The organism is Mycobacterium sp. NGS17 (assembly GCF_059813205.1).
In genome coordinates this window covers 96,941-120,978 of the sequence record NZ_JCALED010000003.1, presented here as the reverse complement: position 1 = coordinate 120,978, position 24,038 = coordinate 96,941, and the positions used below count along the sequence as shown (strand labels likewise).

Genomic DNA, 24,038 nt, shown 5'->3' with positions numbered 1-24,038 from the left:
GGTGCCCGAAAACGGAGACGAGACAGCCGACCCCGATCTGCTGCTCGACTTCAGGCAGGTGTCACTGCGGCGCGGCGGCAACGTCTTGGTCGGCCCGCTGGACTGGGCGGTCGAACTCGACGAACGCTGGGTGATCGTCGGGCCCAACGGCGCCGGCAAGACCTCGCTGCTGCGGATCGCCGCGGCGGCCGAACATCCTTCGTCCGGCATCGCTTTCGTGCTCGGCGAGCGACTGGGCCGGGTCGACGTGACCGAGTTGCGGTCGCGGATCGGGCTCAGCTCCTCGGCTTTGGCGCAGCGGATACCCACCGACGAGGTGGTTCGCGATCTCGTTGTCTCGGCCGGCTATGCCGTGTTGGGCAGGTGGCGGGAGCGCTACGAGGACGTCGACTACCAGCGCGCGACCGACATGCTGGAGAGCCTGGGCGCCGAGCACCTTGCGGACCGCACCTACGGGACGCTGTCGGAAGGCGAGCGCAAGCGGGTGCTGATCGCCCGCGCGCTGATGACCGACCCCGAGCTGCTGCTGCTCGACGAGCCGGCCGCCGGGCTGGATCTGGGCGGCCGCGAGGAGCTGGTCGCGCGGCTCGCCGACCTGGCGGCCGACCCCGAGGCCCCCGCCCTGGTGCTGGTCACCCATCACGTCGAGGAGATTCCGCCCGGGTTCAGTCACTGCATGCTGCTCTCGGAGGCCGAAGTGGTCGCTGCGGGACTGCTCACCGACGTGCTGACCTCCGAAAACCTGTCGACGGCATTCGGCCAAGCGATCGCACTCGACGTCGTCGACGGGCGCTACTTCGCGCGGCGAGTCCGTACCCGCGCAGCCCACCGCAGGAGGCTGGAATGACCACCACCCCCGAGCCGCTGCCGACCCGGCCGGCCGCGACCGTGATGCTGGTCCGCGACGTGCCCGGCGGCTTGAAGATCTTCCTGATGCGCCGCCATTCGAAGATGGAGTTCGCCCCGGGTGTCATCGTGTTTCCCGGTGGCGGCGTCGACGACCGCGACCGCAGCGCCGACATCGCGTGGGCCGGTCCGCCGCCGGAATGGTGGGCACAGCGCTTTGGCATCGACACCGAACTGGCCGCGGCGCTGGTGTGTGCCGCGGCTCGGGAGACCTTCGAGGAGTCCGGGGTGCTGTTCGCCGGCCCGGCCGGCGACCCGGACGGCATCGTTCGCGACGCCTCGGTCTACGCCGATGCCCGGCGCGCCCTGGACGATCGGACGCTGTCGTTCGCCGATTTCCTGCGCACCGAAAACCTGGTGTTGCGTTCGGACCTGCTGCGGCCATGGGCCAACTGGGTGACCCCGGAGGCCGAGCGGACCCGTCGCTACGACACCTACTTCTTCGTGGCGGCCCTGCCCGAGGGCCAGCGCGCCGACGGGCAGAACACCGAATCCGACCGGTTCGGCTGGGCGTCGCCCCAGGATGCCATCGCCGACTTCGAGGCCGGCCGCAACATCCTGCTGCCGCCGACCTGGACCCAGCTGGATTCGCTGGCCGGTCGCAGCGTCGCCGACGTGCTGGCCGTCGAACGCCAGATCGCACCCGTGCAGCCCCTCCTCGAAAAGCGGGGCGACAACTGGGTTTTCGAGTTCTTCGATTCCGATCGCTACCACCAGGCGCGCATCTCGGGCGGCATGGAGTGGCCCTTGTGAACGCTCAAGTGCGCGAGTTCGTCAGCGTGGTGGTCAGCGACGGCTCGCAGGACGCCGGGCTGGCCATGTTGCTGCTGTCGCGCCCGCCGACGAACGCGATGACCCGCCAGGTCTATCGGGAGGTCATCGCGGCCGCCCACGAGCTGGGCCGGCGTGACGACGTGGCCGTGGTGATTCTTTTCGGCGGCCACGAGATCTTCTCCGCGGGTGACGACATGGCCGAGCTGCGGACGCTGCGGGGTTCCGAGGCGGAGAGCGTGGCACGGGTCCGCCAGCAAGCCGTCGACGCCGTGGCGGCGATCCCCAAACCGACCGTCGCCGCGATCACCGGCTACGCATTGGGCGCAGGGCTCACGCTGGCCCTGGCCGCCGACTGGCGGATCAGCGGAGACAACGTGAAGTTCGGGGCGACCGAAATACTGGCCGGCCTGATGCCCGGCGGCGACGCGATGGCGCGCCTGACCCGGGCGGCCGGCGCGAGCAAGGCCAAGGAGCTGGTGTTCAGCGGCCGCTTCTTCGACGCAGAGGAGGCCTTGGCGCTGGGCCTCATCGACGAAATGGTGGCCCCCGACGACGTGTACGACGCCGCCGCCGGCTGGGCGCGCCGCTTTCTCGATGGTCCGCGGCATGCGCTGGCCGCCGCCAAGGCCGGGATCAACGACGTTTTCGACCTGGAGCGTTCCGAGCGGCTCGCCGCCGAACGCCGGCGCTACATCGAGGTGTTCACTGCTGGTCAGGGCGGTGGCGGTGGGACGGATCCCGTCGGCCGTTAGGCTGCCCTTCATGACCAGTTCGACCGACGCCGTTCCGACGCCGCACGCCACCGCCGAGCAGGTGGAAGCCGCCCGGCACGACAGCAAGCTGGCCCAGGTCCTCTACCACGACTGGGAAGCCGAGACCTACGACGACAAGTGGTCGATCTCTTACGACCAGCGCTGCATCGACTACGCCCGGGGCCGCTTCGACGCCATCGTGCCCGACGAGGTACTGCGTGAGCTGCCCTACGACCGGGCGCTGGAATTGGGCTGTGGCACAGGGTTTTTCCTGCTCAACCTCATCCAATCCGGCGTCGCGCGGCGCGGATCGGTGACCGATCTTTCGCCCGGCATGGTCAAGGTCGCCACCCGCAACGGCCAGTCGCTGGGCCTCGACATCGACGGCCGGGTCGCCGACGCCGAGGGCATCCCGTACGAGGACAACACCTTCGACCTGGTCGTCGGGCACGCGGTGCTGCATCACATTCCCGACGTGGAGCTGTCGCTGCGCGAGGTGATCCGGGTGCTGCGCCCCGGTGGCCGGTTCGTCTTTGCCGGCGAGCCGACCAGCGCGGGCGACGTCTACGCCCGCGAGCTGTCGACCCTGACCTGGCGCATCGCCACCAACGTCACCAAGCTGCCCGGCCTGGGTTCCTGGCGGCGCCCGCAGGCCGAGCTCGACGAATCCTCCCGGGCTGCGGCGCTGGAGGCGATCGTCGACCTGCACACCTTCACTCCGGCTGACCTGGAGCGGATGGCCGGCAACGCCGGCGCCACCGAAGTTCGGACCGTCAGCGAAGAGTTCACCGCCGCGATGTTCGGCTGGCCGGTGCGCACCTTCGAAGCGTCGGTGCCGCCCGGGCGCCTGGGCTGGGGCTGGGCGAAATTCGCGTTCAACGGCTGGAAGGCGTTGAGCTGGGTGGACTCCAACGTATGGCGCCGCGTGGTCCCGAAGGGCTGGTTTTACAACGTGATGGTGACCGGGGTCAAACCCTCCTGAATCCGTCTTTTCCAGGGCTGCGGTTCGGCCCGGCGACGATGCTTGCCGCGCAGCGGCGTGAGGAGGAGCCGGGCAATCAGGTTTAGCACCGACGACGTCGGCTATCTGCGGTCGCGGGCGGGTGCCGCGGCGCTTGCGGTGGTCGCCGAACTCGAACTGACCGACGCGACCCGGGTCGGCGACGTCGCTGCGGCGCGCGGCCGATTCGGCGACCGGGCCGCGGTGCTGGTGGAGACGGTCCTGTTGCGCCGCCGCGCCGCGGACAAGCTGGGCGAGCTGGGCGTATCGGATTGGCTGTTCACCGACGAGGCGCTGCAGCAGGCCACCGCCGCGCCGGTGGCCTTGCACCGGGCCCGGCGGCTGGCCGGTGGCGGCAGCGGCGTCGTCGTGCACGATGCGACCTGTTCGATCGGCACCGAGCTCGCCGCGCTGAGGGTCTGCGGGATCGGCGCGGTGGGCAGCGATATCGATCCGGTGCGGGTGTCGATGGCGCGTCACAACGTGGGGGAGTCGGCCTGGATCTGCCGCGCCGACGCGCTGCACCCGGTCACCCGCGACGCTGTGCTCGTCGTCGACCCGGCCCGGCGAGTCGAGGGTCGGCGCCGCCTGCGCATCGACGAATACCAGCCCGCATTGGGCTCGCTGCTCGACGCCTACCGCGGCCGGGAATTCGTCGTAAAGTGCGCTCCCGGAATCGATTTCGGTCAGGTGCGGCGTCTCGGCTTCGGTGGGGAGATCGAGGTGACGTCGTATCGCGCCTCGGTCCGGGAAGCCTGCCTGTGGTCGGCCGGACTCGCGCAGCCCGGTGTGGGCCGGCGGGCGAACCTGCTGGATCGCGGCGAGCAGCTCACCGACAACGACCCCGACGACTGCGGGGTACGGCCGGTGGGGCGATGGATCGTCGACCCCGACGGCGCCGTGGTGCGGGCCGGCCTGGTGCGCCACTACGGCGCGCGGCACGGACTGTGGCAGCTCGATCCCGACATCGCCTACCTCTCCGGCGATCGGCTGCCCGCGGCGGACCGCGGGTTCGAGGTGCTCCAGCAGCTGGTCTTCGACGAACGCCGGCTCCGGCAGGCGCTGTCGGTGCTCGACTGCGGGTCGCTGGAGGTCCTGGTGCGCGGGGTCCGGGTAGACCCGGACGCGTTGCGCAGCCGGATGCGGTTGCGCGGGAACCGGTCCCTGTCGGTGGTCATCGCCCGCATCGGTGCACGGACCTCCAGCCGGGCGATGGCGTTCGTTTGCCAACCCTCCCGATAGCGACGGGTACGCTGGCGGCGTCACTTCTGCGGGTCACCGGCCCCGGCTAGTCTGCGAGGACACTTCCACGATGCGCTTTCTGATAGCCGCCGCGCTGGTCGCGGCGGCGGTCTTGGTGGGCTGGCCTGCCGCGGCCGAGCCGCCGTCGTGCGCCAGCCTGGGCGGCACCCTCGAGGCCGGCCAGATGTGCCGCCTGCGCGCCACCGGCCCCAACTACACGCTCAACCTGAGCTTTCCGGCCGACTATCCCGACGAACAGGCCCTGGCCGACTACATCACCCAGAACCGGGACGGCTTCGTCGCCGTCGCGCAGAGTTCCGGGGGGCGTGACCAGCCCTACCAGCTGGAGGCGACCACCGAACAACACGGCGCCGGGCAACCGCCGCACAACACCCGCAGCGTCGTGCTCAAGTTCTTCCAGGACGTCGGGGGAGCGCACTCGTCGATCTGGTACAAGTCGTTCAACTACAACCTCGGGACCAAGCAGCCCATCACCTTCGACAACCTCTTCCTGCCGGGCGCTTCGCCGCTGGACGCCATCTACCCGATCGTGCAGCGCGACCTGGAACGTCAAACCCCCTTGGGCGCCGCGGTTTTGCCGTCGACGGGACATGACCCGACGCACTATCAGAATTTCGCCATCACCGACGATCAGCTGATCTTCTACTTCGCCCCGGGCGAGATTCTGCCGGCGCTCGGCGGGCCGCTGCAGGCCCAGGTGCCGCGCAACGCCATCCCGCCGCTGGCGGTCTAGCGGGCTCAGACCGGCCCGGCCTGCAACTCCATCGCGACTGCGGCGAGCGCCAGCGCCACCTGCGCGACACAACCGATCAGCGGGACGACGAAGGCCCGTCGTCTGCGCCGCGCCAGGAGATACCCGGCGACGACGATGTCGGCGACCAACAGGGCGGCCCCGCCCCAGGTGCCCAGCGTCATGGCCCGGTCGATCCAGGCGGGATCGCCGCACTTACGAGACCCGCAGGCGTCGGTGGTCATCACGAGCAGGCCCAGCAGCGCAAAGCTCGCCGCGTACAGCCCGCCATGGATGACCAGCAGGACGGACGTCGCCACGATGTCGGCGGCGCTGCTCGGTGGGTTCCCAGTGGGGTTGGTTGTCGCGGCGCCTCGCGCGGCGGGCTCGTCGATCGGCACCATAGAGGTATGTCCGGGTCAGGCCGGGCCGAAACCGTAAACCTGGCCGTCGCTGGTGGCCGCCACCACCCGGCGATCGGTGCCGACCGACACCCCCACCGGATACCCGGTGGCCGCCGGCAGCGGGTAGCTGTCCAGCGTGCGGCCGCTGCCCGGATCGAAGAGCAGCAGCGACATGCCGGGGGCGCCGTTCGCCGGGGGCCCGCTGGCCACCGTGTAGCCGACGCCGGTACCGGCCAGGCTCGACGTCGACAGGGGCAGGACGTCGTCGCGGCGCCAGGCCTGATCGGCGTGATCACCGGCATCTTTGAACGCCACCAGCTTGGTGTCGGGGCCGCCGCCGGCCACGATCAATCCCTGCGGGGTGACCGAGGGCGGCGTCTGCGCCAAGAACCCCAGCGGCACCGACCATTTCACTTTCGCGTCGGCCGCGCGCAGCGCCCACAGCCGTTGGTCGCGGCCGTTGACATAGACGGTCGACCCGTCGGCCGACAACACCGGGCTGGCGATGACACCGGCACCCACCGCGTCGCTGGTCCATTCCCGGGTCAGCACCGGCGTCTGCCCGCGGTGGTACTTCAGCCCGACCAGACCCGCGGCGGGAGTGCCGGGCTGCCACACCCCCAGCACAGCCATCCCGGTGGCGGTCGAGAACGCCGGGGCGGCCGCGACGGGACAGCCCTGAAGGGCCGGCGCGCAATCGGCCAACCCGCGTGCTGCGTCGGTGGGGTCGACGCCATCGACCAGGTCGAGTGGGCTGCCGACCACCTGGCCGCGATGGGAGTCGAAGACGAGCACCTGACCGAGGTGGGTGGCCACGAGCAGGTCGCCTTGCCCGACGAATCGCGGCGTGGTGGGCATGCCGATCACCGGCTGGCGCCACCGCGTCCACTGGGTCACCGGAAAGGACAGGAACGCTCCGGGCTGGCCGACGTAGAGGTTGTCGAAACCGTCGAGCAGCGGGCCGGCGAACCCGCCGCCCTGGACCAGCCGCACGCACCAGCGTTGCCGCCCGTGGTCGTTGTTCTCCCACTCCATCAGCGAGCATCCGGCCGAGGTCTGGGCGTTGAGGGCCAGGTAGCCGCGCGCGCTGAGCGCCGGTCCGGCGGCCAGGCTTCCCTTCACCGACCGGGTCCACTCCAGCGAGAGCTTCGTGGCGCCGCCCGTGGCGGTGTAGCTGCTGTTGGCCGCGTCGGCGTACTGCGCAGGCCAGCCCTGCGCGGCCGAGGCGTCGACCCAGGAGTCGGTATTGCCGCAGGCGCCGAGCAGAACCGCGAGCGCGGCCGCCAGCACTACCGATGACCAACGCCGGAGCTCACTGACGAGTTGTCGGGCAAGCACCTTCGGTTTTCCAAATCCTTCTTGGGAGGCGGGCCGCTCGCGCGCAGACCCGGCCGTTCGGCGGCAATCGAGTACAGGTGAGGGTAACCCGTGGCGGTTCGCGGGCTCGTATATGACCGAGTTAGGCTGTCCGGCCATGACGAGCATGTGGGGTGCCCCGGTCCATCGCCGCTGGCGTGGATCGAACCTCCGGGACCCGCGCCAGGCCAAGTTCCTCACGCTGGCCTCGCTGAAATGGGTGCTGCGCAACCGCGCATATACGCCGTGGTACCTGGTGCGCTATTGGCGGCTGCTGAAGTTCAAACTGGCCAACCCGCACATCATCACCCGCGGCATGGTGTTTCTCGGCAAGGGCGTGGAGATCCACGCGACGCCCGAACTCTCGCAGCTCGAGATCGGCCGGTGGGTGCACATCGGCGACAAGAACACCATCCGCGCGCATGAGGGCTCGCTGCGGTTCGGCGACAAGGTGGTGCTGGGTCGCGACAACGTCATCAACGCCTACCTCGACATCGAGCTCGGTGACTCGGTGTTGATGGCCGACTGGTGCTACGTCTGCGATTTCGACCACCGCATGGACAACATCGACATGCCGATCAAGGACCAGGGCATCGTCAAGTCCCCGGTCCGGATCGGCCCGGACACCTGGGTGGGCGTGAAGGTATCGGTGCTGCGCGGCACGTCGGTCGGACGGGGTTGCGTGCTGGGGTCCCACGCGGTGGTCCGCGGGGTGATCCCGGACTACTCCATCGCGGTCGGCGCGCCGGCGAAGGTGGTCAAGAACCGCCAGCTCGCCTGGGAGAGTTCGGCCGCGCAACGCGCCGAACTGGCCGCCGCGCTGGCCGACATCGAACGCAAGAAGGCCGCCCGCTAGCCTGCGGCCTGCGGCTGCTCGTCGACCTTGAAGTGGAAGTTGACGTCGCCGGCGTCGACGTCCGTCACGGTCACCTGCACGCCGTACTTGTCATTGCCGTCCGTGAGCTGACACCGTAACGTCGCTCCCGCAACGCCTTTCAAGTTGTCGGGGCAGGTGACCGCATCCGGCTTTCTGCCCACCTGCTGGCCCACCTGGGTGCTGATCGCGTTGGCGACCTGGTTCTTGTCGACGGTCTCCACCATGTCGAACTTGACGTCGTTCCCGTCGACGCTGGTCACCGTGACGTTGACGTTGAAGGGCCGGCCTTTGACCTTCATGTCGCAGTTGATCTGCGCCCCGACCTTCCCGGGCAGGTCGCTTGGGCAGTTCACCGACTCGGGTTTGTTGCCGGCCGCGTCGGTCATCTTGGCGGTGATCTGGCCGGCGACATCGCTCTTGCTCACCGAGCGCGAGGTCCCGACGGAACACGAACAGGCGCCGATGCTCGCGATGAGACCGGCGGCCGCGCCCGAGACGAGCAGCGTCCGGATGGTGAAGTTGGTCATTGTCGCCTCCCGAGTGACGGTGAATTGGCTGATCCTGTCACGCCCGATCGGCCTGCGGACGACGATTCAGCAAACGCCTGGGAGCCGGTCCGCCCGTTGCTGAGATCCGGACCACCAAACGCCACTCAGACCACATCTGTAACGTCAGCCCACCACAAACCGCTTTTCGGCCCAGTGAGTGCGGGCGCTAGCGAATCCGACCGGGCGCACATCAGTTCGCGGAGAGGGCGTTCGGGCCGAGATGGCGAATATCGCGGTCAGATGCCCTGATAGCGCCGCAGCGCCTCGGTGCGCTCGGCGGCGTGGTCGACGATCGGCGCCGGGTAGCCGTCCGGGCGCTCGCCCTTGCGCAGGTGTACGTCGACGGCAGAGCGCAGTTCGGGTACCCAGCGCCGGATGTAATCGCCCGACGGGTCGAACTTCTCGCCCTGTGTGATCGGGTTGAATATCCGGAAATAGGGCGCTGCGTCGGTACCGCAGCCCGCGCACCACTGCCAGCCGTGCTGGTTGTTCGCCATGTCGCCGTCCACCAGCTGGTCCAGGAACCATTCGGCGCCCCATTGCCACGGCAGATGCAGGTCCTTGACCAGAAACGAGGCCACGATCATTCGCACCCGGTTGTGCATGAAGCCGGTGTCGCGCAGCTGGCGCATCCCGGCGTCGACGAAGGGAAAACCCGTCTCGCCCGCCTTCCACGCCTCGAAGCGACGTTTGGCCTCGGCGCCGGTGTCGGTCTGGATGCCGTCGAAATCGCGGTTCCAGTTGCGCCAGCTGCTGGCCGGCCAGTGGTGCAGCACGTCGGCGTAGAAGTCGCGAAAAGCCAACTCCCGCAGAAAAGTTTGCGCCCCGTCGCCGCGCAGGTCCAGGCCGGCGACCAGGGTGCGCGGATGAATGGCGCCGAACTTCAGGTGCGCCGACATGCGGCTGGTGCCGGTCAGGTCCGGCCTGTTGCGGTCCGTGGCGTAACTCCGTAACCCGTTGTCGACAAACGACTTCCACAGTTTGCGCGCCGCAGCCTCGCCCGCCGCGACCTCAAGGGCGATCCCGGGATCGGGGATCTCGCACTGCTTGATCCGCAGCTGCGCCGGATCCAGCCAGCGTGCGGAGTTTGCGTCCGACTTCGCCGGCTCGCGCCAGCCGGTTCTCTGCCACTGACGCAGAAACGGGGTGAACACCTTGTAGGGCGAGCCGTCCGGCTTGGTGACGCGGCCCGGTGAGACCAGGTACGGCGATCCCGTCGCCACCAGCGGCACCGAATTTAGCGCGGCGCGCACCCGCTCGTCACGGCGCTTGCCGAAGGGTGCGAAGTCTTCGGAGATGTGGACCGAAGACGCGCCGATCTCCTTGGCGATGCGCGATATCTGGGTGTGGGGCTGCCCGCGGACGATCAGCAGCCGGCCGTCGAGGTCGTCGCGCAGCCGTCGCAGCGAGTCACCCAGGTATTGCAGCCGTCGTTGTCCCGAGGACTTCTCGAGGCGCGGGTCGAGCACGAAGCAGGCGAGCACCTCATCGTTGTCGGCCGCGGCGACGAGCGCGGGATGGTCACGCAACCGCAGATCGCGGCGAAACCACAACAATGCCGGCATGATCTACCGGTTGAGTCGCCAGATGTGCGTGGACAGGATGGTCGCGAAACCACACCACAGCGGGTAGGGCAGCAATGCCAGCCCGCCGCGCGGCGTGGCCTGGGCCGTGCGCCTGACCAGATCGGCGCTGCTGACCGTCAGCGCCGCGGCGCCGACTGCGGATGCGCCGAGCTTGTGGTAGCCGAAGAACAGCCAACTCCATCCGGCGTTGAGGAGCAGGTTCGCCGCGAGCGCCACGGTGTAGTCGCGCGCCTTGTCATGGCGCCCTGTCGCGCGAAACCGATCGATGGTCATTGCCGACGTGGCCGCGATGTCCCCGTAGAGCGCGGTCCACACGGTGGGGAACGCCGCGCGCGGCGGCTGATAGGGCGGCTTGCGAAGCCGCGCATACCACCGGGGAATGGCGTTGCTGCTCGCGATGCTCCCGCTGCCGGCGGCTGCGGCGACGGCCAGGCTGGTCGCCACCAGTATCGACCTGTTCACGGTGCGCTCCGTTCTGGTTGTTTCCGGTCAGCTTGTTGCTCAACGGATTTGGCGGCTGGGCTGGTAGGCCACCAGATGCGGTCGCCGATGAGTGCGAACAGGGCCGGGATGACCAGCGTTCGCACCACGAACGTGTCGAGCAGGATTCCCAGGCTCACGATGATCCCCAATTGGGTCATGACGATCAGTGGCAACACTCCGAGAACGCAGAACACCGCCGCCAAAACGATTCCCGCGCTGGTGATTACGCCTCCGGTGGCCGACACCGCGCGCACCATCCCCGCGCGGGCACCATGCGGTGCGGCTTCCTCGCGGGCCCGGGTGACCAAGAAAATCGTGTAGTCCACCCCGAGGGCCGCCAGGAAAAGGAACGCGAACAACGGTGTGGTGTTGTCCAGGGCCGGGAAGCCGAAGACGTGCACGCTCGCCCAGCCGCCCAGGCCCAGCGCGGCCAGCGCACCCAGAATCGTTGCGGCCAGCAGTGTCGGCGGGGCCAGCGCCGACCGCAGCAGCAGGTAAAGAACGATGAGGATGACGGCCAGGATCGCCGGGATCAGCAGCACCCGGTCATGCGTGGCCGCGTCGCGAACGTCCAGGGCCTGCGCGTCGGCGCCGCCGACGAGCGCGTGGGGGTCGGCGGCCCGTGTCGAATCTCGCAGCGCCGCAACGATGCTGAATGCCCGCGTCGATGACGGCGGTGCGTCGATGACCACCGACCACTTCGTCAGCCCGGATGCGGATCGGCCGGATTCGGTCACCGACACCACGCCGGGTGTGGCCGCGATCGCCCGCTGCACCGGCGCCGCGTAATCGCTGCGGCCGATGACCAGTGTCGGGTTAGCCAGACCGGCCGGAAAGTGTTCGGCCACAACGTCATACCCGGTCACCGAGTCGGCGCGGATGCGGAACTGCTCAGTCTGCGACAAGCCGATCCGGGTTCCCAACAAGCCGGTGCCAAGGGCCGCCAGCACCGCGATCGCGACAGCCGCGACCAGTGCGGGTCGCCGGCCGACCCAGTCCGCGACGCGATGCCAGCCGCCGGAACCCAAGGTTTCGTCGCCTCCGGGCCGCGGGATGAACGGCCAAAACAATCGCCGGCCGCACACGGCCAGCACGGGCGGCAGTATCACCAGCACCGAAAGCGCGGCGACCGCCAGGCCGCACGCCGCCAACGCGCCCAGGCTGCGGGTGCTCGGCGTGGACGCGAAGAGCAGGGTGAGCAGCGCCAGCACCACGGTGGCGTTGCTGGCGACGATGGCCGGGCCCGCCCTGCGGACGGCCTCGCGCAACGCCGCGCGATGGCCCCTATGGCGCCGGAGCTCTTGGCGATATCGAGAAATCAGCAACAGCGCGTAATTGGTGCCGGCGCCGAAAACCAGCACGCTGGTGATCCCGGATGTGGCACCGTCGAAGCTCAACCCGGTCAGCGAGGCCACCGCGGTGCCTACCGCCGCGGCCACCCGATCGGCGAATCCGACCACGAGCAGCGGGACCAGCCAAAGCACCGGGGAGCGGTAGGTGGCGATCAGCAGCAGCGCCACCACCGCCGTCGTCACCGCGAGCAAGGTGATGTTGGCGCCCGCGAACGCGCCGGCGATGTCGGCGCCGAACGCCGGGCCGCCCGTCACGTGAGCCTGCAGGTCCGCGGGCAGACCGTCGGCCGCGGCCGTGCGCAGCGCGGCGACGGGGTCGCCCAGGGCAAGCCCGGACAAGCCGGCGCTGATCGGCACGACTCCGAGGGCGGCTTTGCCGTCGCGCGACGGCAGCACCGGTCCGGGCCGGGCCGCCTGGACTCGGTTCACAGCGGTCTGGGCGCCGGCGATGTCGGACGGGCTGAGGACCCCGCCGTCCGTGCGGCTCACCACCACGATCAGCGGGGCTTTGTCGCCCCCCGGAAATTGCTGGGCCAGGGCGTCGACCTGCGCCGATTGCGCATCGACTGGAAGTGACTGCGGCGATTGGCCGGCCGCGGCATTGCCGCCGACGAGAAGGATGAATGCGACCCCCAGCAGGACCGTGACAAGCGCGAGCGGCCATGAGCGCCGGCCCGTCACTGCGGTGGCCACGCAATCCCACATCACGGACACAAGCCTTTCAGTTTGTTAAACATTAATCAACTGAAATGACGCACCGGCACGCGCCAGCGCCTGCGGTGCGTAACAGGGGGCACTATGGACATTATGAATGTGGGTCAGGAGCAGTGTCGGATGCGAGGGGGTAGCTGCGATGACCGCTGACCGGGGGGAGATGACGAGCCGCAAGAGGCGGCACATCGACGTGTGCCTGAACGAACCGGTCGGCTACGAGGGCCTCAGCACCGGGCTGGATCGCTACCGATTGCCTTACAACGCCCTGACCCAGACGAATCTGGGCGACATCGACTTGTCCACCAGCTTTTTCGGCGTCAACCTGCGGTCTCCGATACTCATCGGTGCGATGACCGGGGGCGCCGAGCTGTCTCGGACGATCAACCGCAATCTTTCCGCGGCCGCCCAACAGCTGGGCCTGGGGATGATGCTCGGTTCGCAGCGGATCATGCTGGACAGCGCGCTGGGGGAGCACGCCGCGGATAGCTTCACGGTCCGCGATGTCGCCCCGGATGTCTTGCTGTTCGGCAACATCGGCCTGGCTCAGCTGACGAAGTCCGCGGTGCCGGATCTGGCGAAGGCCCTCGACCGGGTGGGCGCCGATGCGCTTGCCGTGCATACCAATCCGCTGCAGGAAGCGGTGCAGCGCGACGGCGATACGGATTTCTCCGGGTCGCTGAACAGGCTGCGCGAGGTGGCCGACGCCATTGACCGTCCGGTGCTGCTCAAGGAGGTCGGGCACGGGATAGGTGGTGCGGCGGCCGCGGAGCTCATCGGCGCTGAAGGCGAATTGCCGGTCGCCGGAATCGACGTCGCGGGTGCCGGAGGCACGTCGTGGGCGCGGGTCGAGCAGTTCGTGCGATACGGCGAACTGCGCTATCCGGACCTGGCCGATTGGGGTATCCCGACCGCGCGCGCGATCGTGGAGGTGCGCGAGGTCCTGCCGGCGGTTCCGTTGGTGGCGTCCGGCGGCATACGCACCGGTATGGATGCGGCCAAGGCGATCGCGTTGGGCGCCGATGTGGTGGCGGTGGCGCGGCCGCTGCTGCCCGCCGCGATCGAATCGACTGCCGCCGTGGTCGATTGGCTGGAGCCTTTCATCGACGAGCTTAGGATCTGCCTGCACGGCTGTGGTGCCGCGAAGCTGGCCGACCTGCGCGACGTCGAACTCGTCGGCATCGACTAGGTACCCGCGACGTGGCCGTAATCCTGGCGTACGGGTCGCCTGCCTTGGGGCATCTGTTGCCGACCGGGGCGCTGCTGGCCGAGCTGGCCCGGCGCGGCCACGACGTTCATCTGCGCACCATGTCGGCCGGCGTCTCGACGATGCGGTCGGCCGGCGTGCACGCCGAGCCGGTCGACCCGGCCATCGAAGCGATTGTCGGCAACGACTGGGAGGCGCGAAACGCTCTGGGAGTGCTGAAGTTGTCGATCGACGTGCTGTGCCGGCGAGCGGTGCTGGAGGTCGACGACTTTCGGCGCGCGTCGGAAGCGATCCGGCCGGATGTGCTCATCGTGGATGCGAACTGCTGGGGGGCTTTGTCGGTCGCGGACGCCGGGAGCATTCCGTGGCTGCTCTTCTCGCCGTTCACCCCCTACCTGCGCTCCCGTGGAGTGCCACCATTCGGTCCCGGAATGCGCCCGCTACCCGGCATTGCCGGCGGCATCCGCGACGCCGGGCTGCGACCGATCGTCCGGCACGTGTTCGACCGGCCAATGTTGCCTCGTATCAACGCCATTCGTGCTGGGCTGGGTGTGCCGCCGGTGACATCGGTGGACGGCTTCATCCGGCGCGCCCCACTGGTATTGGCCGTCGGCGGCGAGCCGTTCGAATACCCGCATCCCGGGTGGGCCGGCCTGGTACACCACATCGGCGCCTGCGTGTTCGAGCCCGCGCCGACAGCAACACCGAAGTGGATCGACGCCATCGATCGACCGATGGTGTTGGTGAACACCTCCTCGCTGCGGCAGGCCGACGAGATTCTGGGACGAACCGCCTTGCGCGCGCTGGCCGACGAGGACGTTCATGTGGTGGCGACGTTCCCCGCCGGTGTACCCACCGATCTGCCCCGGCCGGCGAACGCCACCGTGTGCGAATTCGTGCCGCACGCGGCCATACTCGACAAGGCCAGTTGCGCGATCACACACGGGGGGATGGGCACGACGCTCAAGGCCCTCGATCGCGGCGTGCCGGTCTGCGTCGTGCCCTTCGCCCGCGACCAGGCCGAGGTGGCGCGGCGAGTGGAGGTCGCCCGGTGCGGTACCCGCCTGGCCGCCAAGAGGATCACCGCGGCGCGGCTGCGGGCGAAGGTGTGCGAGGCGATGACGATGGTCGACGGCGCGCGCCGGGTGGCCGCCGGATTCGCCGCAACCGGAGGCGTTGGCCGCGGTGCCGACCTGGTCGAGCAGCGGCTACTGGGCCGCGTTGTCGAGGGGCCGGTTCACTAGTCGCCGCGTTTCGCCGGACCGCGACGGCCTTTCGCCGTCGGGCGCTTCGCCTCGGCGGCCGGCGCTTTGGAACTTGCTGCGGCAAGCCGAGATTCGAAGCCGGCCATCGCCTCGATCATGGAGGCGAACACCCGATGTGCCGCGGCCAGGTCGCGATCGGGAAGATGGGCCAACGCAGTATGTAGTTCGGCGCCAAGGGGAGTGAAGAACGACCGGGCCAGGGCCATCCCGGGCTTCTCGTAGCGCAGCAGGGTCTTGCGCCGGTCCTGAGGGTCGGGTTCGCGCCGGACGTGGCCGGCGTCGATCATGCGATCGACGAGATAGGTGATGGCGGCCGGTGACACGTCCATGCGCCGCCGCAGCTGCGCGGCGGTCAACGGTTCGCCGGCGGTTTCGGCAACCATGATGTGCAGCAAGGCGTGGAAGTCAGTGCCACTGACATCGTTTTGGCGGGCGAAGTGCCGGCCGATGCGGTCGGACTGCGCGGTGATCGCGCGCATGTCGGCCGACATCAATTTCTCGAGTTCGGCCCGGTCTAATCGCCGGTCAGCGGCGCGCTTGGTCACTTACCCGCATCCTTCTTGAAAGATACGCCGGCCAGCGTATCGGCGGCCGTTGATCGCGGCCGCCGAAACGCTCGGGCGTTTGTCCTTTGTAGCCCATTTCGGGTACACGCTGAGTGCAAACACGCCCGCAGCGTGCGCGGTGCAATCGATGGCCCTCAGCCTACGGCACCCCCAACCAGCAGGGGCTATCAGGACTTCGCCGGGTCGTGGCCCCAGTTCATCAACGAGTATCGCCACGGGCTCTCGTCGATCTCTCCGTGCGGACGCTGCGCCAGGTGGCGTTTGGCGTAGCCGACCACCTTTCGCATGTGGGCATAGTCGGCGTCGGTGAGGTCGGCACGTTTCGCCTTGAGGATCTGAACGATGTGCCGGCCACTGGCGTGGCCGGTGGACTCGTCACCGCCCTGCTTTTGCCCAACGCTCTTCGATTCCTCGGTGCCGAGCCACTTCTCCAGCTCGCGTGCGGTCATGTTGACGGTGTCCTGGAATCGTTCCCAGGTGGTTCCTTTGTCGTCGGTCATGCTGAGTCCTGATCCTGTTGACGCGCATCACTTTGCGCGGCGTAGTGCGTCCGGCTTGTGGACCGCGTCGGCACCCGTCTTGTCGCTGCGCACCTTGTACTGCGGCTCGTCTTCGGAAGCCCGCACCGTGCGTCCGGCGGCTTCGGTGTCGGAGGTGATTTTGGCCTCGACAGTGCCGCGGACCGTGGTGCCGTGACTTTGCCACTCCACCTTGTCGCCCTTGTTGAATTCATTGCTGCTCATAGGGATTCACCTTTCGCCGATTCATCACTGGGGGACGCGGTGTGCGCCGGATTGCCGACGGTGCGCCGTCGCTCCTTCAAGGCCATCTCGTGAACGTGGCGGCGACCGTTGGCGAGTCGGGTTCGGACCAGCCGCTCGGTCTCTTCGAAACAGCGGTAGTAACCGTCGTCATACTCCTCGACTACCTGGAAGCTCCACCGGCCCGGCAGGACGTTGCGCCCGATCAGCTCGCGGCTGATGTGCTCGGCCAGGTCGCCCTGGCCGATTTCGTTCAGCCGCGCCACGGCCTCGTCGAGTTGCAGGTCGGCGCGACCGGTCAGCTGATGGAAGGAATACAGATGTCCGCGGGCGCGCTCGACGGTTTCCAGCGCCTCGGTCACTCGTCCTACCGCCTGCGCAACGCCGTCGATCTCGGTGCCGGCCCCGTCGCTCATCAGGTTCCTCCCCGCGTAGAGCTATGGCATTCCCTGCGCAGGCGGGCCCGAATCCTCGATACGGCGATTCAGTAAATGAATAGTTAAGTTTTCAGAAGGGTGGAGAGCCGCGTGGCGGTTTGAATGGGTGCGCGGTGGGTATCAGGTCTGGCGATGACTGTGCTCGAGACTTCCCGGCGCCTGGGGCGTGCGGAGCGGAAGATGTTGCGCCTGCAACGACGTTTGTGGCTCGCGCAGTTGGCGATGTGGCCCGCCCTGATCGTGCTGGCGGTCCTGCTGGTGGGTGGTGTGCTGTGGGCGGTGCGGCGGCGGTCAACCGGCGGTCGGCATGCCGCGGCACCCGCGGCCGGTTACCCGGCGGCCGAATACACCCCATGAGATGGCGGCGGCGGTGAACGCGAGCGCCTGCGCAGCGCCCACGCGCCCGGGCGGCACGAAACGTCCCGTCACATAACGGTCGACGAATCCGGACGTGGGCAGCAGATCCATATCCGCGCGACGGCGGGCCCACGATTCCACGGACGTCAGTGGGCAGCGCAGCCCGAACACCACCACCGCGACGCCCCAGGCCACCGCCGGCACGTGCAGCGCGATGGACCTGGGCCGGCGCAACGCGAGGAAACCACCGCACGGCACGTACAGCAGGTAGGCCAAATGAACGCCGACGGTCACCGCGACCACGGCGACGTAGAGCTTGCGCACGCTGGGAATTCTTGCACGCGCAGGGCTACCCGACGCCCGCGCGGACCTGGTAGCGGCGTTCGGCATAGGCGAGATCATCGCGCCAGAGTTTGGTGGAGGCATAGCGCATGAGGGGCGTGATCAACGGCGCCGCCCGCGAGGCCCTGGTGAAACCGGGCCGGTCCGAATGCGCGACGGTGGCTTCCAGGACGGCGGTGCGCGGTCGGCCATCGGGACCCGAACCCATTGGCGTCGCGTGGGTTTCGACGACGCTGCCGGTGCCCTCGCCGTCGACGATGCGCATGACGATGGTGCGCGCCTCCGGGCAGCTGAACTCCGCGACGACGGGCACCCCCAGGCGTCCCATCCGGAAGGTCACCGCAACCAGGAACCGGTCGGCCTGCTCGGTGGGCGTGGTAAGCACATCGAGCCGGGTGAACGAGTAGGGGTGAAACCACGCGCCGTGCCACGGATCGAGGCGGTTGGCGATGATGTCGCTCGGCTCGCACACACCCACCATGCGGGCGACCGCGCTCAGCGTGTCGCCGCTCGGCCGCTGCGGAATCACCGGCCGATCCAGCGGCTGCTCCTTGCCCACCGCGTCGAGCCGCACCCATGCCAGGACGCCGTCGTCGTGACTGGGCAACGGGCTCCAGCCGAATTCGCGAGCGCGCCCGTCCAGAGTCAGGCCGTGCCAGCGGCAGATCAGCGCGCCCCGGTGCACAGTGCCGGTGGCCAGGTCCGCCCCCAGGTGCGGACAACTGCGCGGCCCCACGCACAGCCGGCCTCGCTCGTCGCGCCAGGCGACGAGGTCGACACCCGCGACGCGCGTGCCGACGGGCCGCCCGCCGGGCACCCGGTCGCTGGCCGCGAACGCGTACCAGTTGCCGGTGGGTTTGCGCTGCGAGCGCCGCAGCGCGCCCTCGATGATGGTGGGCTGTGCGTCGCGATACGTCGGGCGCTGATCGGCCCATGACGCGCGCGGGATCACCTGCAGCGGCCAGTCTTTGGCCCGGGCGGCCGACAGGCGTTGTCGAAGTTGTTCGCGAATCCTCATGATCGGGTGGCTCTTTCGCGGTCGGCAAGCCATCGCAGCAGTGGTGACCGGCCTTGGGTGGGTACCGTGGCCAACGAGTGTCCGGCTAACCCCCATCGTTGCAGGAGTTGGTTCGCGGCGCACCAACCGGTGGTGGCGGCCCGCTCCATGAGTGCCACCGGCAAGTCGATGCGGATGGCGTCGCCGGCCAGCAACAGACCCGGCGTGGGCGTGCTGACCGGCGGCCGATGGGGATAGGAGCCGGGCGGAAACAGCGGGCAGTCGCTGCGATGCAGCAGCTTCTCGTGGACGATCTGTGCCGCAGCGGTTTCCGGATAGATCCTGTGCAGCTGTCGCAGCGCGGCGGGGCGGGACGGCACGGAATCCAAAGCGTAAGAATGCAGTTCGACGACGGAACCGTGATTCGCGGCTGCCCACGCGCGGGCTTCGCATTCGTAGCGCTCCAGCACGCTGATGTTGTCGAGCGGCTCGTGGCCGGCGGTGCCCAGAAACGCCGGCCGGTGCGCCGCCACCGGGCGGTCGAGCCACAACCGGTGCACGGCGAACGGCGGCGCGGTGCGCAGCCGCGATATCTGCGCGCGCCACTCGTCGGTGCCCAGGTCGCTCGATGCCGCAACGATCCGTTTCAAACCCTCGATGTCGGCGGCCAACACGACGGCGTCGACGCCGGAGTGGTCACCGGAATCGGTGCGCACCCGGAATGGCGTCGTCGATTCCGTGTCGATGCTCAGCACTTTGGTGGCGAGCCGGAACCGCACGCCCCGCCCTTCGAGGTAGCCACGCAACGGCTGCCACAGGGCGCTGTCGTAGTTCGCGCACGGCACGTCGAAGATCAGGCCTTCGGACGACCCCAGGAAGTAGATGTGAAACATGGTCGCCAGCTCGGCCGCCGAGAGCTGGGAGGGATCGGCGAAGAAGCTGCGGGAGAACACCTCGAACGCCAGATGCCGTGCGGCCTCGGGGAAGCGGATGTCTTCGAGAAACGTCGCGGCGTCGGTGTGGTCCAGGCGCTGGTAGGTGCCGGGCACCGAGACGGCGGCCAGTGGTGCGGCGGCGCGGGCGTCGATGCGGGTGAAGTCACGCAGCCGGAACGTGGGGCTGCGCGCCGCGAACATCACGGCGTTCCACGGTGGGGTGCGCGGCAGCCCGCGGAAGCTGTCGCGCCGGCCTGCCCCGTCGATCAGCGGGTAATCCGTTACGGGAGTGAGCATCCGAAGCTGCGGGTCGATTCGACCCAGCAGGGCGCGTAGGTTGTAATACTGCCGGAAGAACGCGTGGAAGCCACGGTTCATCGCGAGCTCGGCGCCGCCGTCCCGCTCGGTCCATCCCCCCACCCGGCCGCCGAGGTAGGGCTCGCTTTCGATGACCTCGACGTCGACACCGCGCTCGGCCAGCCCGGTGGCGGCCGCCAGCCCGGCGATACCACCGCCGACGACGGCCACCCGCGGCCGCGACGCCAGCGCACCCGCGTCCGCCAATCCCGTTGGCGCGGGGAACGTTCGGCGACGCCGGTCGGGGCTCATCGCGGCGCATCCGCCAGGAAAGTGTGCACGATGTTGGCTTCCCAGCCGGGCATCGTCTCGCTGTGCACCGCGGTGAAACCGGCGTCGGCAAGGCGAATCCGAAAGCGGGCCGCGCCGTCGAACGCCAGCACGCTGCGCCACAAGTAGCGATACAGCCCGGCGTCCCGGGTGCGCCACCACCCGGCGGGGATGATGATGCCCCAGCACACGGCGTGCCAGATCCGCGTCGCCGCGGCCGAGTCGCGCACCGAATATTCGTGCACCGCCAGCGTGCCGCCCGGACGCAACAATTCGCGGAACTTGCGCAGCTGTGCGTCGCGGTCGGCGACGTTGCGGATCAGGTAGGCGGCCAGGATGCCGTCGAACGGGCCGGTGATCCCGTGCTCGGCCAGCTGTTCGACGGGCGTGTGCACGAAGCGCACCGAGTCGGGCCAGCGCTTCGCGAGCGCCGCATCGAGCATTCCGCGCGACGCGTCGACGGCGACGATGTCGGCCTCGGGCGCGACGGCGAGCAGCGCGGCCGTCGAGGCGCCCGTGCCGCATCCGGCATCGAGCAACCGTAACCCCTTGCCGCGGTCGGGAATCCGCATCCGTCGAGCCGATAACGTCAGCTGCGCGTGATAGCCGGGGCTGGCACCCACCAGGCGGTCGTAGGCCGGCGCGCCGGCGTCGAACGCGGCCGCCAACTCGGCGGGGCCCGCATCACCGACGCGCACGTTGCCGCTCCCACAGCAGCAGCACCGCGGTGACCAACGCGAAGCCGAACAGAAAATCTTCGACCGGGATGTCGAACGGGAAACGCACGCCGCTCAGCTGTTTGTCGTCATAGCTGACGATGGGGGAGCTGAGTTTGGTCAGCCAGCCGTCCACCGGGATCTGGAATCCCAGCACGATCAACATCGACAGCCAGTACGCCGGCCGCCGGAACAGCCCGGTCCGCAGGACCGCCAATTCCATTGCGCAGACCAGCAATACCGCCACCGCGGCCGGCAGGGTGTAGCCGAGGCCGGTCATCGGCGGTGCACCTTTGCCAGGATGGTGGTCACGGCGTTGTAGGTCAGCAACGCGCACACCGGAATGACGAGGAAGAACAGCACCTCCTCGATGGGCACCCGGAACGGGATGCTCAGGCCGCACAGGTACGCGCGGTCATACGTCCACACGTGCGCGGCAACCGCGATCTCATCCCAGACCAGGAACACGACAGCGACCGGCACGACCGCCTTGATGACCCGGCGCCACTGTCGGTAGACGCCGGGGCCGAAGATCTCCAGCGGAGCGGTGATCACCAGGCATGCGGCGAGCACAGCCAGGTACTGCCACCGATCGCTCATGCGGCCCCCGATTGACGAACGCCCCGCGCGCCGTTCCGCGCTCGCCACGACCGTATCAGTCCCGCACCGGCGACCCGAAGCCGTCGCGCCTTACCGACGGTGGCGCGGTGATCGAACACCGCGAAGTCGCTCCGTTCGATGCAGTCCAAGATCTCTGAGTACAGGGCGGCCGCGGTCGCCACGCACGGTCGCGACCGGGCCGCCAGCGTGGCGATCCCCGCCGTGGCGAATCGGTAGGTTTGCCGGGCGATCTCATGCTGGGCGATCAGGGCCCGGCGCACCCGCGCATCGGTGCGCCGATGCGCGTGGCACCAGGCCAACAGCTCTCGGTCGACGCCCTCGGCGGCCAGTTCGTCGGCCGGCAGGTACACCCGGCCACGCTGCAGGTCCTCGTCGATATCGCGCAGGAAGTTGGTCAACTGGAAGGCACGGCCCAGTGCCGCGGCGTACGGCGCGGCTTCCTCCGCGGGCGTCACCGTGCCCAGTATCGGAAGCACTTGCAGCCCAATGGCTTCCGCGGAGCCCCGCATGTACAGGTTCAGGGCGGTGCGGTCGGGATAGTCGGTGACGGTGAGATCCATCCGCATGGAAGCCAGAAAGTCCTCGAACAGCCCGGCGCTGATCCGATAGCGCCGCACGGTGTCGGTGACCGCGGCCACCAGCGGATCGTTTAGGTGGGCACCGCCGTAGAAGAATCGCTGCGACAGCTCCTGCAGCCGCCGGCCGCGGACGTCGGCGCCCACCTGCGGGTCGAGATCGTCGAGGATGTCGTCGGCGTATCGCGCGAAGCCGTACAGTGCGTGCACCGGCGGCCGCTGGTCGGGCGCGAGCAAGCGGGTGGCCAGAAAGAACGTGCGGCCGTGCGCGGCATTGAGTTCGCGGCATCGGCGGTATCCGTCGCGCAGCCGCGGATCGTCGATTCCGGCGGCGGCCAACTCGCTGCGCATCACGGCAAACCGGCTTTCATGTCGAAGTGCGCGCTCGATCGGGTGGGGATGCCGGTGACGCGGTCGGCGGCGAGCCGCCCGGAGATCAGCGTGGTCGGAACCCCGACTCCGGGAACCGTGGAGGACCCGGCCAGCACCGCGTTGTCGATGCCGCGCACCATGTTGCCGGGACGAAACGGTCCCGTCTGACCGAACGTGTGGGCGAGCGCGAACGGGCTGCCGGCCGCCATCCCCTGCCGTGCCCAGTCGGCCGGTGTGACGACGCCCAAAACCGTTGCGTCGTGCGGCAAACCGGGCAGCATCCGGTCAGCCACGTGCGAGATCATGTCCTCGACGTAGGCGCCGCCGGTGCCGGCCCAATCGATGGTGCCCCGATCCAGGTTCGGCGCCGGGGCGAGCACGTAGAGCAGGTCGCGTCCCTCGGGGGCCAAGGTCGGGTCGCTGGCCGTCGGGCGGGTGACCAGTAACGACGGGTCCCGCATGAGTCGTCCGTCGTCGACGATGTCGGTGAACGTCTGATCCCACGCCTCGCCGAACAGGATGGTGTGGTGGGCCGTCCCGGATGCGACGGCGGGACAGCCCAGGTGCGCGACCACGGCCGAGGGCGAGGGACGCAGCCGCAGCGCGCGACGCGGTGTGCGGCCCAGCAACGCGTAGGTCTGCGGCAGCTCGGTGGTCAGCACCACCGCGTCACAGGCGATGGATCCGGACTGCTCGGTCACCACGGCGGTGATCCGCCCGCCGCTGCGTTCGAGTGCGGTAACGGTTGCGCCGTAACGGAATTGGACGCCGGCGTCGGCGGCGGCCGCGGCCAGTGCGTCGGGCAGCGCCCGTACGCCCCCGCGCGGGAACACCACCCCCGAGATGGTGTCCATGTAGGCGATCACCGCGTATACCGCCAGGGCGTCACGCGGCGCCACGCCGGCGTACAGCGATTGGAAGGTGAAGATCCGCTGCAACCGTGGGTCGGTGATGTACCGCTTGACCATCCGGTCCCACTTGCGGAAGCCGCCGATCGCGGTCAGCTGCGCCAGCCGCGGGGTGAGCAGCGACAGCGGCGAATCGAAGTTCGCGGCGATGAAGCCGTCGAATTCGGTGCGGTACAAGCGCGTCAGCCACCGTCGAAGCCGTAGGTAGCCCGCTGCCTGCCCGAAGCCAGCGAACTCCGCGACGGCATCGGCCATCCGGTCGGCATCACTGTGCACGGCGAGTGCGCTGCCGTCGGCGAATACGGCGCGGTACGCCGGATCGACCGTCAACAACTCCATGCGGTCACAGAGCCGTTCGCCCACGGCCGCGAACGTCTCGTCGATGATGTCCGGCATGGTGAGCACCGTGGGTCCGGTGTCGATCCGGTAGCCGTCGACGTCGAGGCGGCCGGCCCGGCCGCCCGGCCACGGCTCGCGCTCGACCACCGTGACCGCGCGCCCGCGGCCGGCCAGGTGCAGTGCCGCGGAAAGCCCCGCCAGCCCGGCGCCGATCACCACCACGTGGTCTCCGCGCCCTTCGATGGTCCGCATGATCAACAGGCTCCCCCGT

General features: G+C 69.0%; 27 protein-coding genes. 9 read left to right on the top strand and 18 right to left on the bottom strand.

Annotated features, from left to right (window positions below; all coding sequences use genetic code 11):
• The first annotated feature begins 1 nt into the window (after position 1).
• From AC5Y7E_RS08400 to AC5Y7E_RS08375, 6 genes are all read left to right on the top strand, one after another.
• The gene (locus AC5Y7E_RS08400; protein WP_499948457.1) at positions 2-847 is read left to right on the top strand and encodes an ABC transporter ATP-binding protein; all 846 of its coding nucleotides are present in this window, start codon (positions 2-4) and stop codon (positions 845-847) included.
• Positions 844-1,659: an NUDIX hydrolase gene (locus AC5Y7E_RS08395; protein WP_499948456.1), complete on the top strand. Its 816-nt coding sequence runs from the start codon at positions 844-846 to the stop codon at positions 1,657-1,659. Before AC5Y7E_RS08400 ends, AC5Y7E_RS08395 begins: the two co-directional genes overlap by 4 nt.
• Positions 1,660-1,667: 8 nt before the next feature.
• On the top strand, positions 1,668-2,432 hold the full coding sequence (locus tag AC5Y7E_RS08390) for an enoyl-CoA hydratase (protein WP_499948809.1): 765 nt from the start codon (positions 1,668-1,670) through the stop codon (positions 2,430-2,432).
• A gap of 10 nt (positions 2,433-2,442) precedes the next feature.
• A complete protein-coding gene (locus tag AC5Y7E_RS08385; RefSeq protein WP_499948455.1) occupies positions 2,443-3,414 on the top strand; it encodes a class I SAM-dependent methyltransferase in 972 nt (323 codons plus the stop codon).
• A 75-nt stretch (positions 3,415-3,489) separates the two neighbouring features.
• Positions 3,490-4,674, top strand: a complete 1,185-nt coding sequence (locus tag AC5Y7E_RS08380; protein ID WP_499948807.1) for a class I SAM-dependent methyltransferase — start codon at positions 3,490-3,492, stop codon at positions 4,672-4,674.
• A gap of 70 nt (positions 4,675-4,744) precedes the next feature.
• Positions 4,745-5,428, top strand: a complete 684-nt coding sequence (locus AC5Y7E_RS08375; RefSeq protein WP_499948453.1) for an esterase — start codon at positions 4,745-4,747, stop codon at positions 5,426-5,428.
• Positions 5,429-5,433: 5 nt separating this feature from the next.
• On the opposite strand, the gene AC5Y7E_RS08370 is transcribed toward AC5Y7E_RS08375, so the two are convergent.
• Positions 5,434-5,826 (bottom strand): DUF6264 family protein, encoded by a 393-nt coding sequence (locus AC5Y7E_RS08370; RefSeq protein ID WP_499948805.1) that lies wholly within the window; start codon positions 5,824-5,826, stop codon positions 5,434-5,436.
• Between the two features lie 18 nt (positions 5,827-5,844).
• Positions 5,845-7,119, bottom strand: a complete 1,275-nt coding sequence (locus AC5Y7E_RS08365; protein ID WP_499920229.1) for an outer membrane protein assembly factor BamB family protein — start codon at positions 7,117-7,119, stop codon at positions 5,845-5,847.
• A gap of 184 nt (positions 7,120-7,303) precedes the next feature.
• On the opposite strand from AC5Y7E_RS08365, the gene AC5Y7E_RS08360 reads away from it, so the two are divergent.
• Positions 7,304-8,041, top strand: coding sequence for an acyltransferase (locus AC5Y7E_RS08360; protein WP_499920110.1), 738 nt, complete (start codon positions 7,304-7,306; stop codon positions 8,039-8,041).
• Here AC5Y7E_RS08360 and AC5Y7E_RS08355 read toward each other — a convergent pair.
• The 4 genes from AC5Y7E_RS08355 to AC5Y7E_RS08340 all read right to left on the bottom strand — a co-directional run bounded on the left by AC5Y7E_RS08355 (position 8,038) and on the right by AC5Y7E_RS08340 (position 12,736).
• The gene (locus tag AC5Y7E_RS08355) at positions 8,038-8,589 is read right to left on the bottom strand and encodes an anti-apoptotic protein (RefSeq protein WP_499920111.1); all 552 of its coding nucleotides are present in this window, start codon (positions 8,587-8,589) and stop codon (positions 8,038-8,040) included. The two genes, AC5Y7E_RS08360 and AC5Y7E_RS08355, sit on opposite strands and share 4 nt — an antisense overlap.
• 257 nt (positions 8,590-8,846) lie before the next feature.
• A complete protein-coding gene (locus AC5Y7E_RS08350) occupies positions 8,847-10,175 on the bottom strand; it encodes a cryptochrome/photolyase family protein (protein ID WP_499948452.1) in 1,329 nt (442 codons plus the stop codon).
• A gap of 3 nt (positions 10,176-10,178) precedes the next feature.
• A complete protein-coding gene (locus AC5Y7E_RS08345) occupies positions 10,179-10,658 on the bottom strand; it encodes a TspO/MBR family protein (RefSeq protein WP_499948451.1) in 480 nt (159 codons plus the stop codon).
• Positions 10,655-12,736, bottom strand: a complete 2,082-nt coding sequence (locus AC5Y7E_RS08340) for an MMPL family transporter (RefSeq protein WP_499948803.1) — start codon at positions 12,734-12,736, stop codon at positions 10,655-10,657. The genes AC5Y7E_RS08345 and AC5Y7E_RS08340 overlap by 4 nt, the downstream gene beginning before the upstream one ends.
• A 148-nt stretch (positions 12,737-12,884) precedes the next feature.
• Between AC5Y7E_RS08340 and fni the strand changes: the two genes are divergently transcribed.
• Positions 12,885-13,931 carry a type 2 isopentenyl-diphosphate Delta-isomerase gene (gene fni / locus AC5Y7E_RS08335; RefSeq protein ID WP_499948450.1) on the top strand — a complete coding sequence of 349 codons (1,047 nt, stop codon included), beginning with the start codon at positions 12,885-12,887 and terminating at the stop codon, positions 13,929-13,931.
• Positions 13,932-13,942: 11 nt separating this feature from the next.
• The gene (locus AC5Y7E_RS08330) at positions 13,943-15,193 is read left to right on the top strand and encodes a glycosyltransferase (RefSeq protein WP_499948448.1); all 1,251 of its coding nucleotides are present in this window, start codon (positions 13,943-13,945) and stop codon (positions 15,191-15,193) included.
• On the opposite strand, the gene AC5Y7E_RS08325 is transcribed toward AC5Y7E_RS08330, so the two are convergent.
• The 12 genes from AC5Y7E_RS08325 to crtI form a co-directional block, all read right to left on the bottom strand.
• Positions 15,190-15,759, bottom strand: a complete 570-nt coding sequence (locus AC5Y7E_RS08325) for a MarR family winged helix-turn-helix transcriptional regulator (RefSeq protein WP_499948446.1) — start codon at positions 15,757-15,759, stop codon at positions 15,190-15,192. The two genes, AC5Y7E_RS08330 and AC5Y7E_RS08325, sit on opposite strands and share 4 nt — an antisense overlap.
• Before the next feature lie 188 nt (positions 15,760-15,947).
• Positions 15,948-16,280, bottom strand: coding sequence for a DUF3140 domain-containing protein (locus AC5Y7E_RS08320; RefSeq protein ID WP_499948444.1), 333 nt, complete (start codon positions 16,278-16,280; stop codon positions 15,948-15,950).
• A gap of 27 nt (positions 16,281-16,307) precedes the next feature.
• Positions 16,308-16,523: a hypervirulence associated TUDOR domain-containing protein gene (locus tag AC5Y7E_RS08315; RefSeq protein ID WP_499948443.1), complete on the bottom strand. Its 216-nt coding sequence runs from the start codon at positions 16,521-16,523 to the stop codon at positions 16,308-16,310.
• Positions 16,520-16,957, bottom strand: coding sequence for a hypothetical protein (locus AC5Y7E_RS08310; protein ID WP_499920119.1), 438 nt, complete (start codon positions 16,955-16,957; stop codon positions 16,520-16,522). The genes AC5Y7E_RS08315 and AC5Y7E_RS08310 overlap by 4 nt, the downstream gene beginning before the upstream one ends.
• A 312-nt stretch (positions 16,958-17,269) precedes the next feature.
• Positions 17,270-17,659, bottom strand: a complete 390-nt coding sequence (locus tag AC5Y7E_RS08305) for a DUF2784 domain-containing protein (RefSeq protein ID WP_499948441.1) — start codon at positions 17,657-17,659, stop codon at positions 17,270-17,272.
• Positions 17,660-17,684: 25 nt separating this feature from the next.
• Positions 17,685-18,695 carry a Rieske (2Fe-2S) protein gene (locus AC5Y7E_RS08300; RefSeq protein WP_499948440.1) on the bottom strand — a complete coding sequence of 337 codons (1,011 nt, stop codon included), beginning with the start codon at positions 18,693-18,695 and terminating at the stop codon, positions 17,685-17,687.
• Positions 18,692-20,218: an FAD-dependent oxidoreductase gene (locus AC5Y7E_RS08295; protein WP_499948438.1), complete on the bottom strand. Its 1,527-nt coding sequence runs from the start codon at positions 20,216-20,218 to the stop codon at positions 18,692-18,694. The genes AC5Y7E_RS08300 and AC5Y7E_RS08295 overlap by 4 nt, the downstream gene beginning before the upstream one ends.
• A complete protein-coding gene (locus tag AC5Y7E_RS08290; RefSeq protein ID WP_499920123.1) occupies positions 20,215-20,934 on the bottom strand; it encodes a class I SAM-dependent methyltransferase in 720 nt (239 codons plus the stop codon). Before AC5Y7E_RS08290 ends, AC5Y7E_RS08295 begins: the two co-directional genes overlap by 4 nt.
• Positions 20,921-21,232: a lycopene cyclase domain-containing protein gene (locus AC5Y7E_RS08285; RefSeq protein WP_499948436.1), complete on the bottom strand. Its 312-nt coding sequence runs from the start codon at positions 21,230-21,232 to the stop codon at positions 20,921-20,923. Before AC5Y7E_RS08285 ends, AC5Y7E_RS08290 begins: the two co-directional genes overlap by 14 nt.
• A complete protein-coding gene (locus AC5Y7E_RS08280) occupies positions 21,229-21,552 on the bottom strand; it encodes a lycopene cyclase domain-containing protein (RefSeq protein ID WP_499948435.1) in 324 nt (107 codons plus the stop codon). Before AC5Y7E_RS08280 ends, AC5Y7E_RS08285 begins: the two co-directional genes overlap by 4 nt.
• Positions 21,549-22,502 (bottom strand): phytoene/squalene synthase family protein, encoded by a 954-nt coding sequence (locus tag AC5Y7E_RS08275; RefSeq protein WP_499948434.1) that lies wholly within the window; start codon positions 22,500-22,502, stop codon positions 21,549-21,551. The genes AC5Y7E_RS08280 and AC5Y7E_RS08275 overlap by 4 nt, the downstream gene beginning before the upstream one ends.
• Positions 22,499-24,019, bottom strand: coding sequence for a phytoene desaturase family protein (gene crtI / locus AC5Y7E_RS08270; protein WP_499948432.1), 1,521 nt, complete (start codon positions 24,017-24,019; stop codon positions 22,499-22,501). The genes AC5Y7E_RS08275 and crtI overlap by 4 nt, the downstream gene beginning before the upstream one ends.
• Positions 24,020-24,038: the final 19 nt, after the last annotated feature.

Excerpts from the sequence above, each read along its gene's own strand:
- AC5Y7E_RS08395 (WP_499948456.1), top strand. The coding sequence starts at position 844 with ATGACCACCACCCCCGAGCCGCTGCCGACCCGGCCGGCCGCGACCGTG.
- AC5Y7E_RS08385 (WP_499948455.1), top strand. The coding sequence starts at position 2,443 with ATGACCAGTTCGACCGACGCCGTTCCGACGCCGCACGCCACCGCCGAG.
- AC5Y7E_RS08375 (WP_499948453.1), top strand. The coding sequence starts at position 4,745 with ATGCGCTTTCTGATAGCCGCCGCGCTGGTCGCGGCGGCGGTCTTGGTG.
- AC5Y7E_RS08360 (WP_499920110.1), top strand. The coding sequence starts at position 7,304 with ATGACGAGCATGTGGGGTGCCCCGGTCCATCGCCGCTGGCGTGGATCG.
- AC5Y7E_RS08355 (WP_499920111.1), bottom strand. The coding sequence starts at position 8,589 with ATGACCAACTTCACCATCCGGACGCTGCTCGTCTCGGGCGCGGCCGCC.
- AC5Y7E_RS08350 (WP_499948452.1), bottom strand. The coding sequence starts at position 10,175 with ATGCCGGCATTGTTGTGGTTTCGCCGCGATCTGCGGTTGCGTGACCAT.
- AC5Y7E_RS08340 (WP_499948803.1), bottom strand. The coding sequence starts at position 12,736 with ATGTGGGATTGCGTGGCCACCGCAGTGACGGGCCGGCGCTCATGGCCG.
- fni (WP_499948450.1), top strand. The coding sequence starts at position 12,885 with ATGACCGCTGACCGGGGGGAGATGACGAGCCGCAAGAGGCGGCACATC.
- AC5Y7E_RS08320 (WP_499948444.1), bottom strand. The coding sequence starts at position 16,280 with ATGACCGACGACAAAGGAACCACCTGGGAACGATTCCAGGACACCGTC.
- AC5Y7E_RS08315 (WP_499948443.1), bottom strand. The coding sequence starts at position 16,523 with ATGAGCAGCAATGAATTCAACAAGGGCGACAAGGTGGAGTGGCAAAGT.
- AC5Y7E_RS08310 (WP_499920119.1), bottom strand. The coding sequence starts at position 16,957 with ATGAGCGACGGGGCCGGCACCGAGATCGACGGCGTTGCGCAGGCGGTA.
- AC5Y7E_RS08300 (WP_499948440.1), bottom strand. The coding sequence starts at position 18,695 with ATGAGGATTCGCGAACAACTTCGACAACGCCTGTCGGCCGCCCGGGCC.
- AC5Y7E_RS08295 (WP_499948438.1), bottom strand. The coding sequence starts at position 20,218 with ATGAGCCCCGACCGGCGTCGCCGAACGTTCCCCGCGCCAACGGGATTG.
- AC5Y7E_RS08285 (WP_499948436.1), bottom strand. The coding sequence starts at position 21,232 with ATGACCGGCCTCGGCTACACCCTGCCGGCCGCGGTGGCGGTATTGCTG.
- AC5Y7E_RS08280 (WP_499948435.1), bottom strand. The coding sequence starts at position 21,552 with ATGAGCGATCGGTGGCAGTACCTGGCTGTGCTCGCCGCATGCCTGGTG.
- crtI (WP_499948432.1), bottom strand. The coding sequence starts at position 24,019 with ATGCGGACCATCGAAGGGCGCGGAGACCACGTGGTGGTGATCGGCGCC.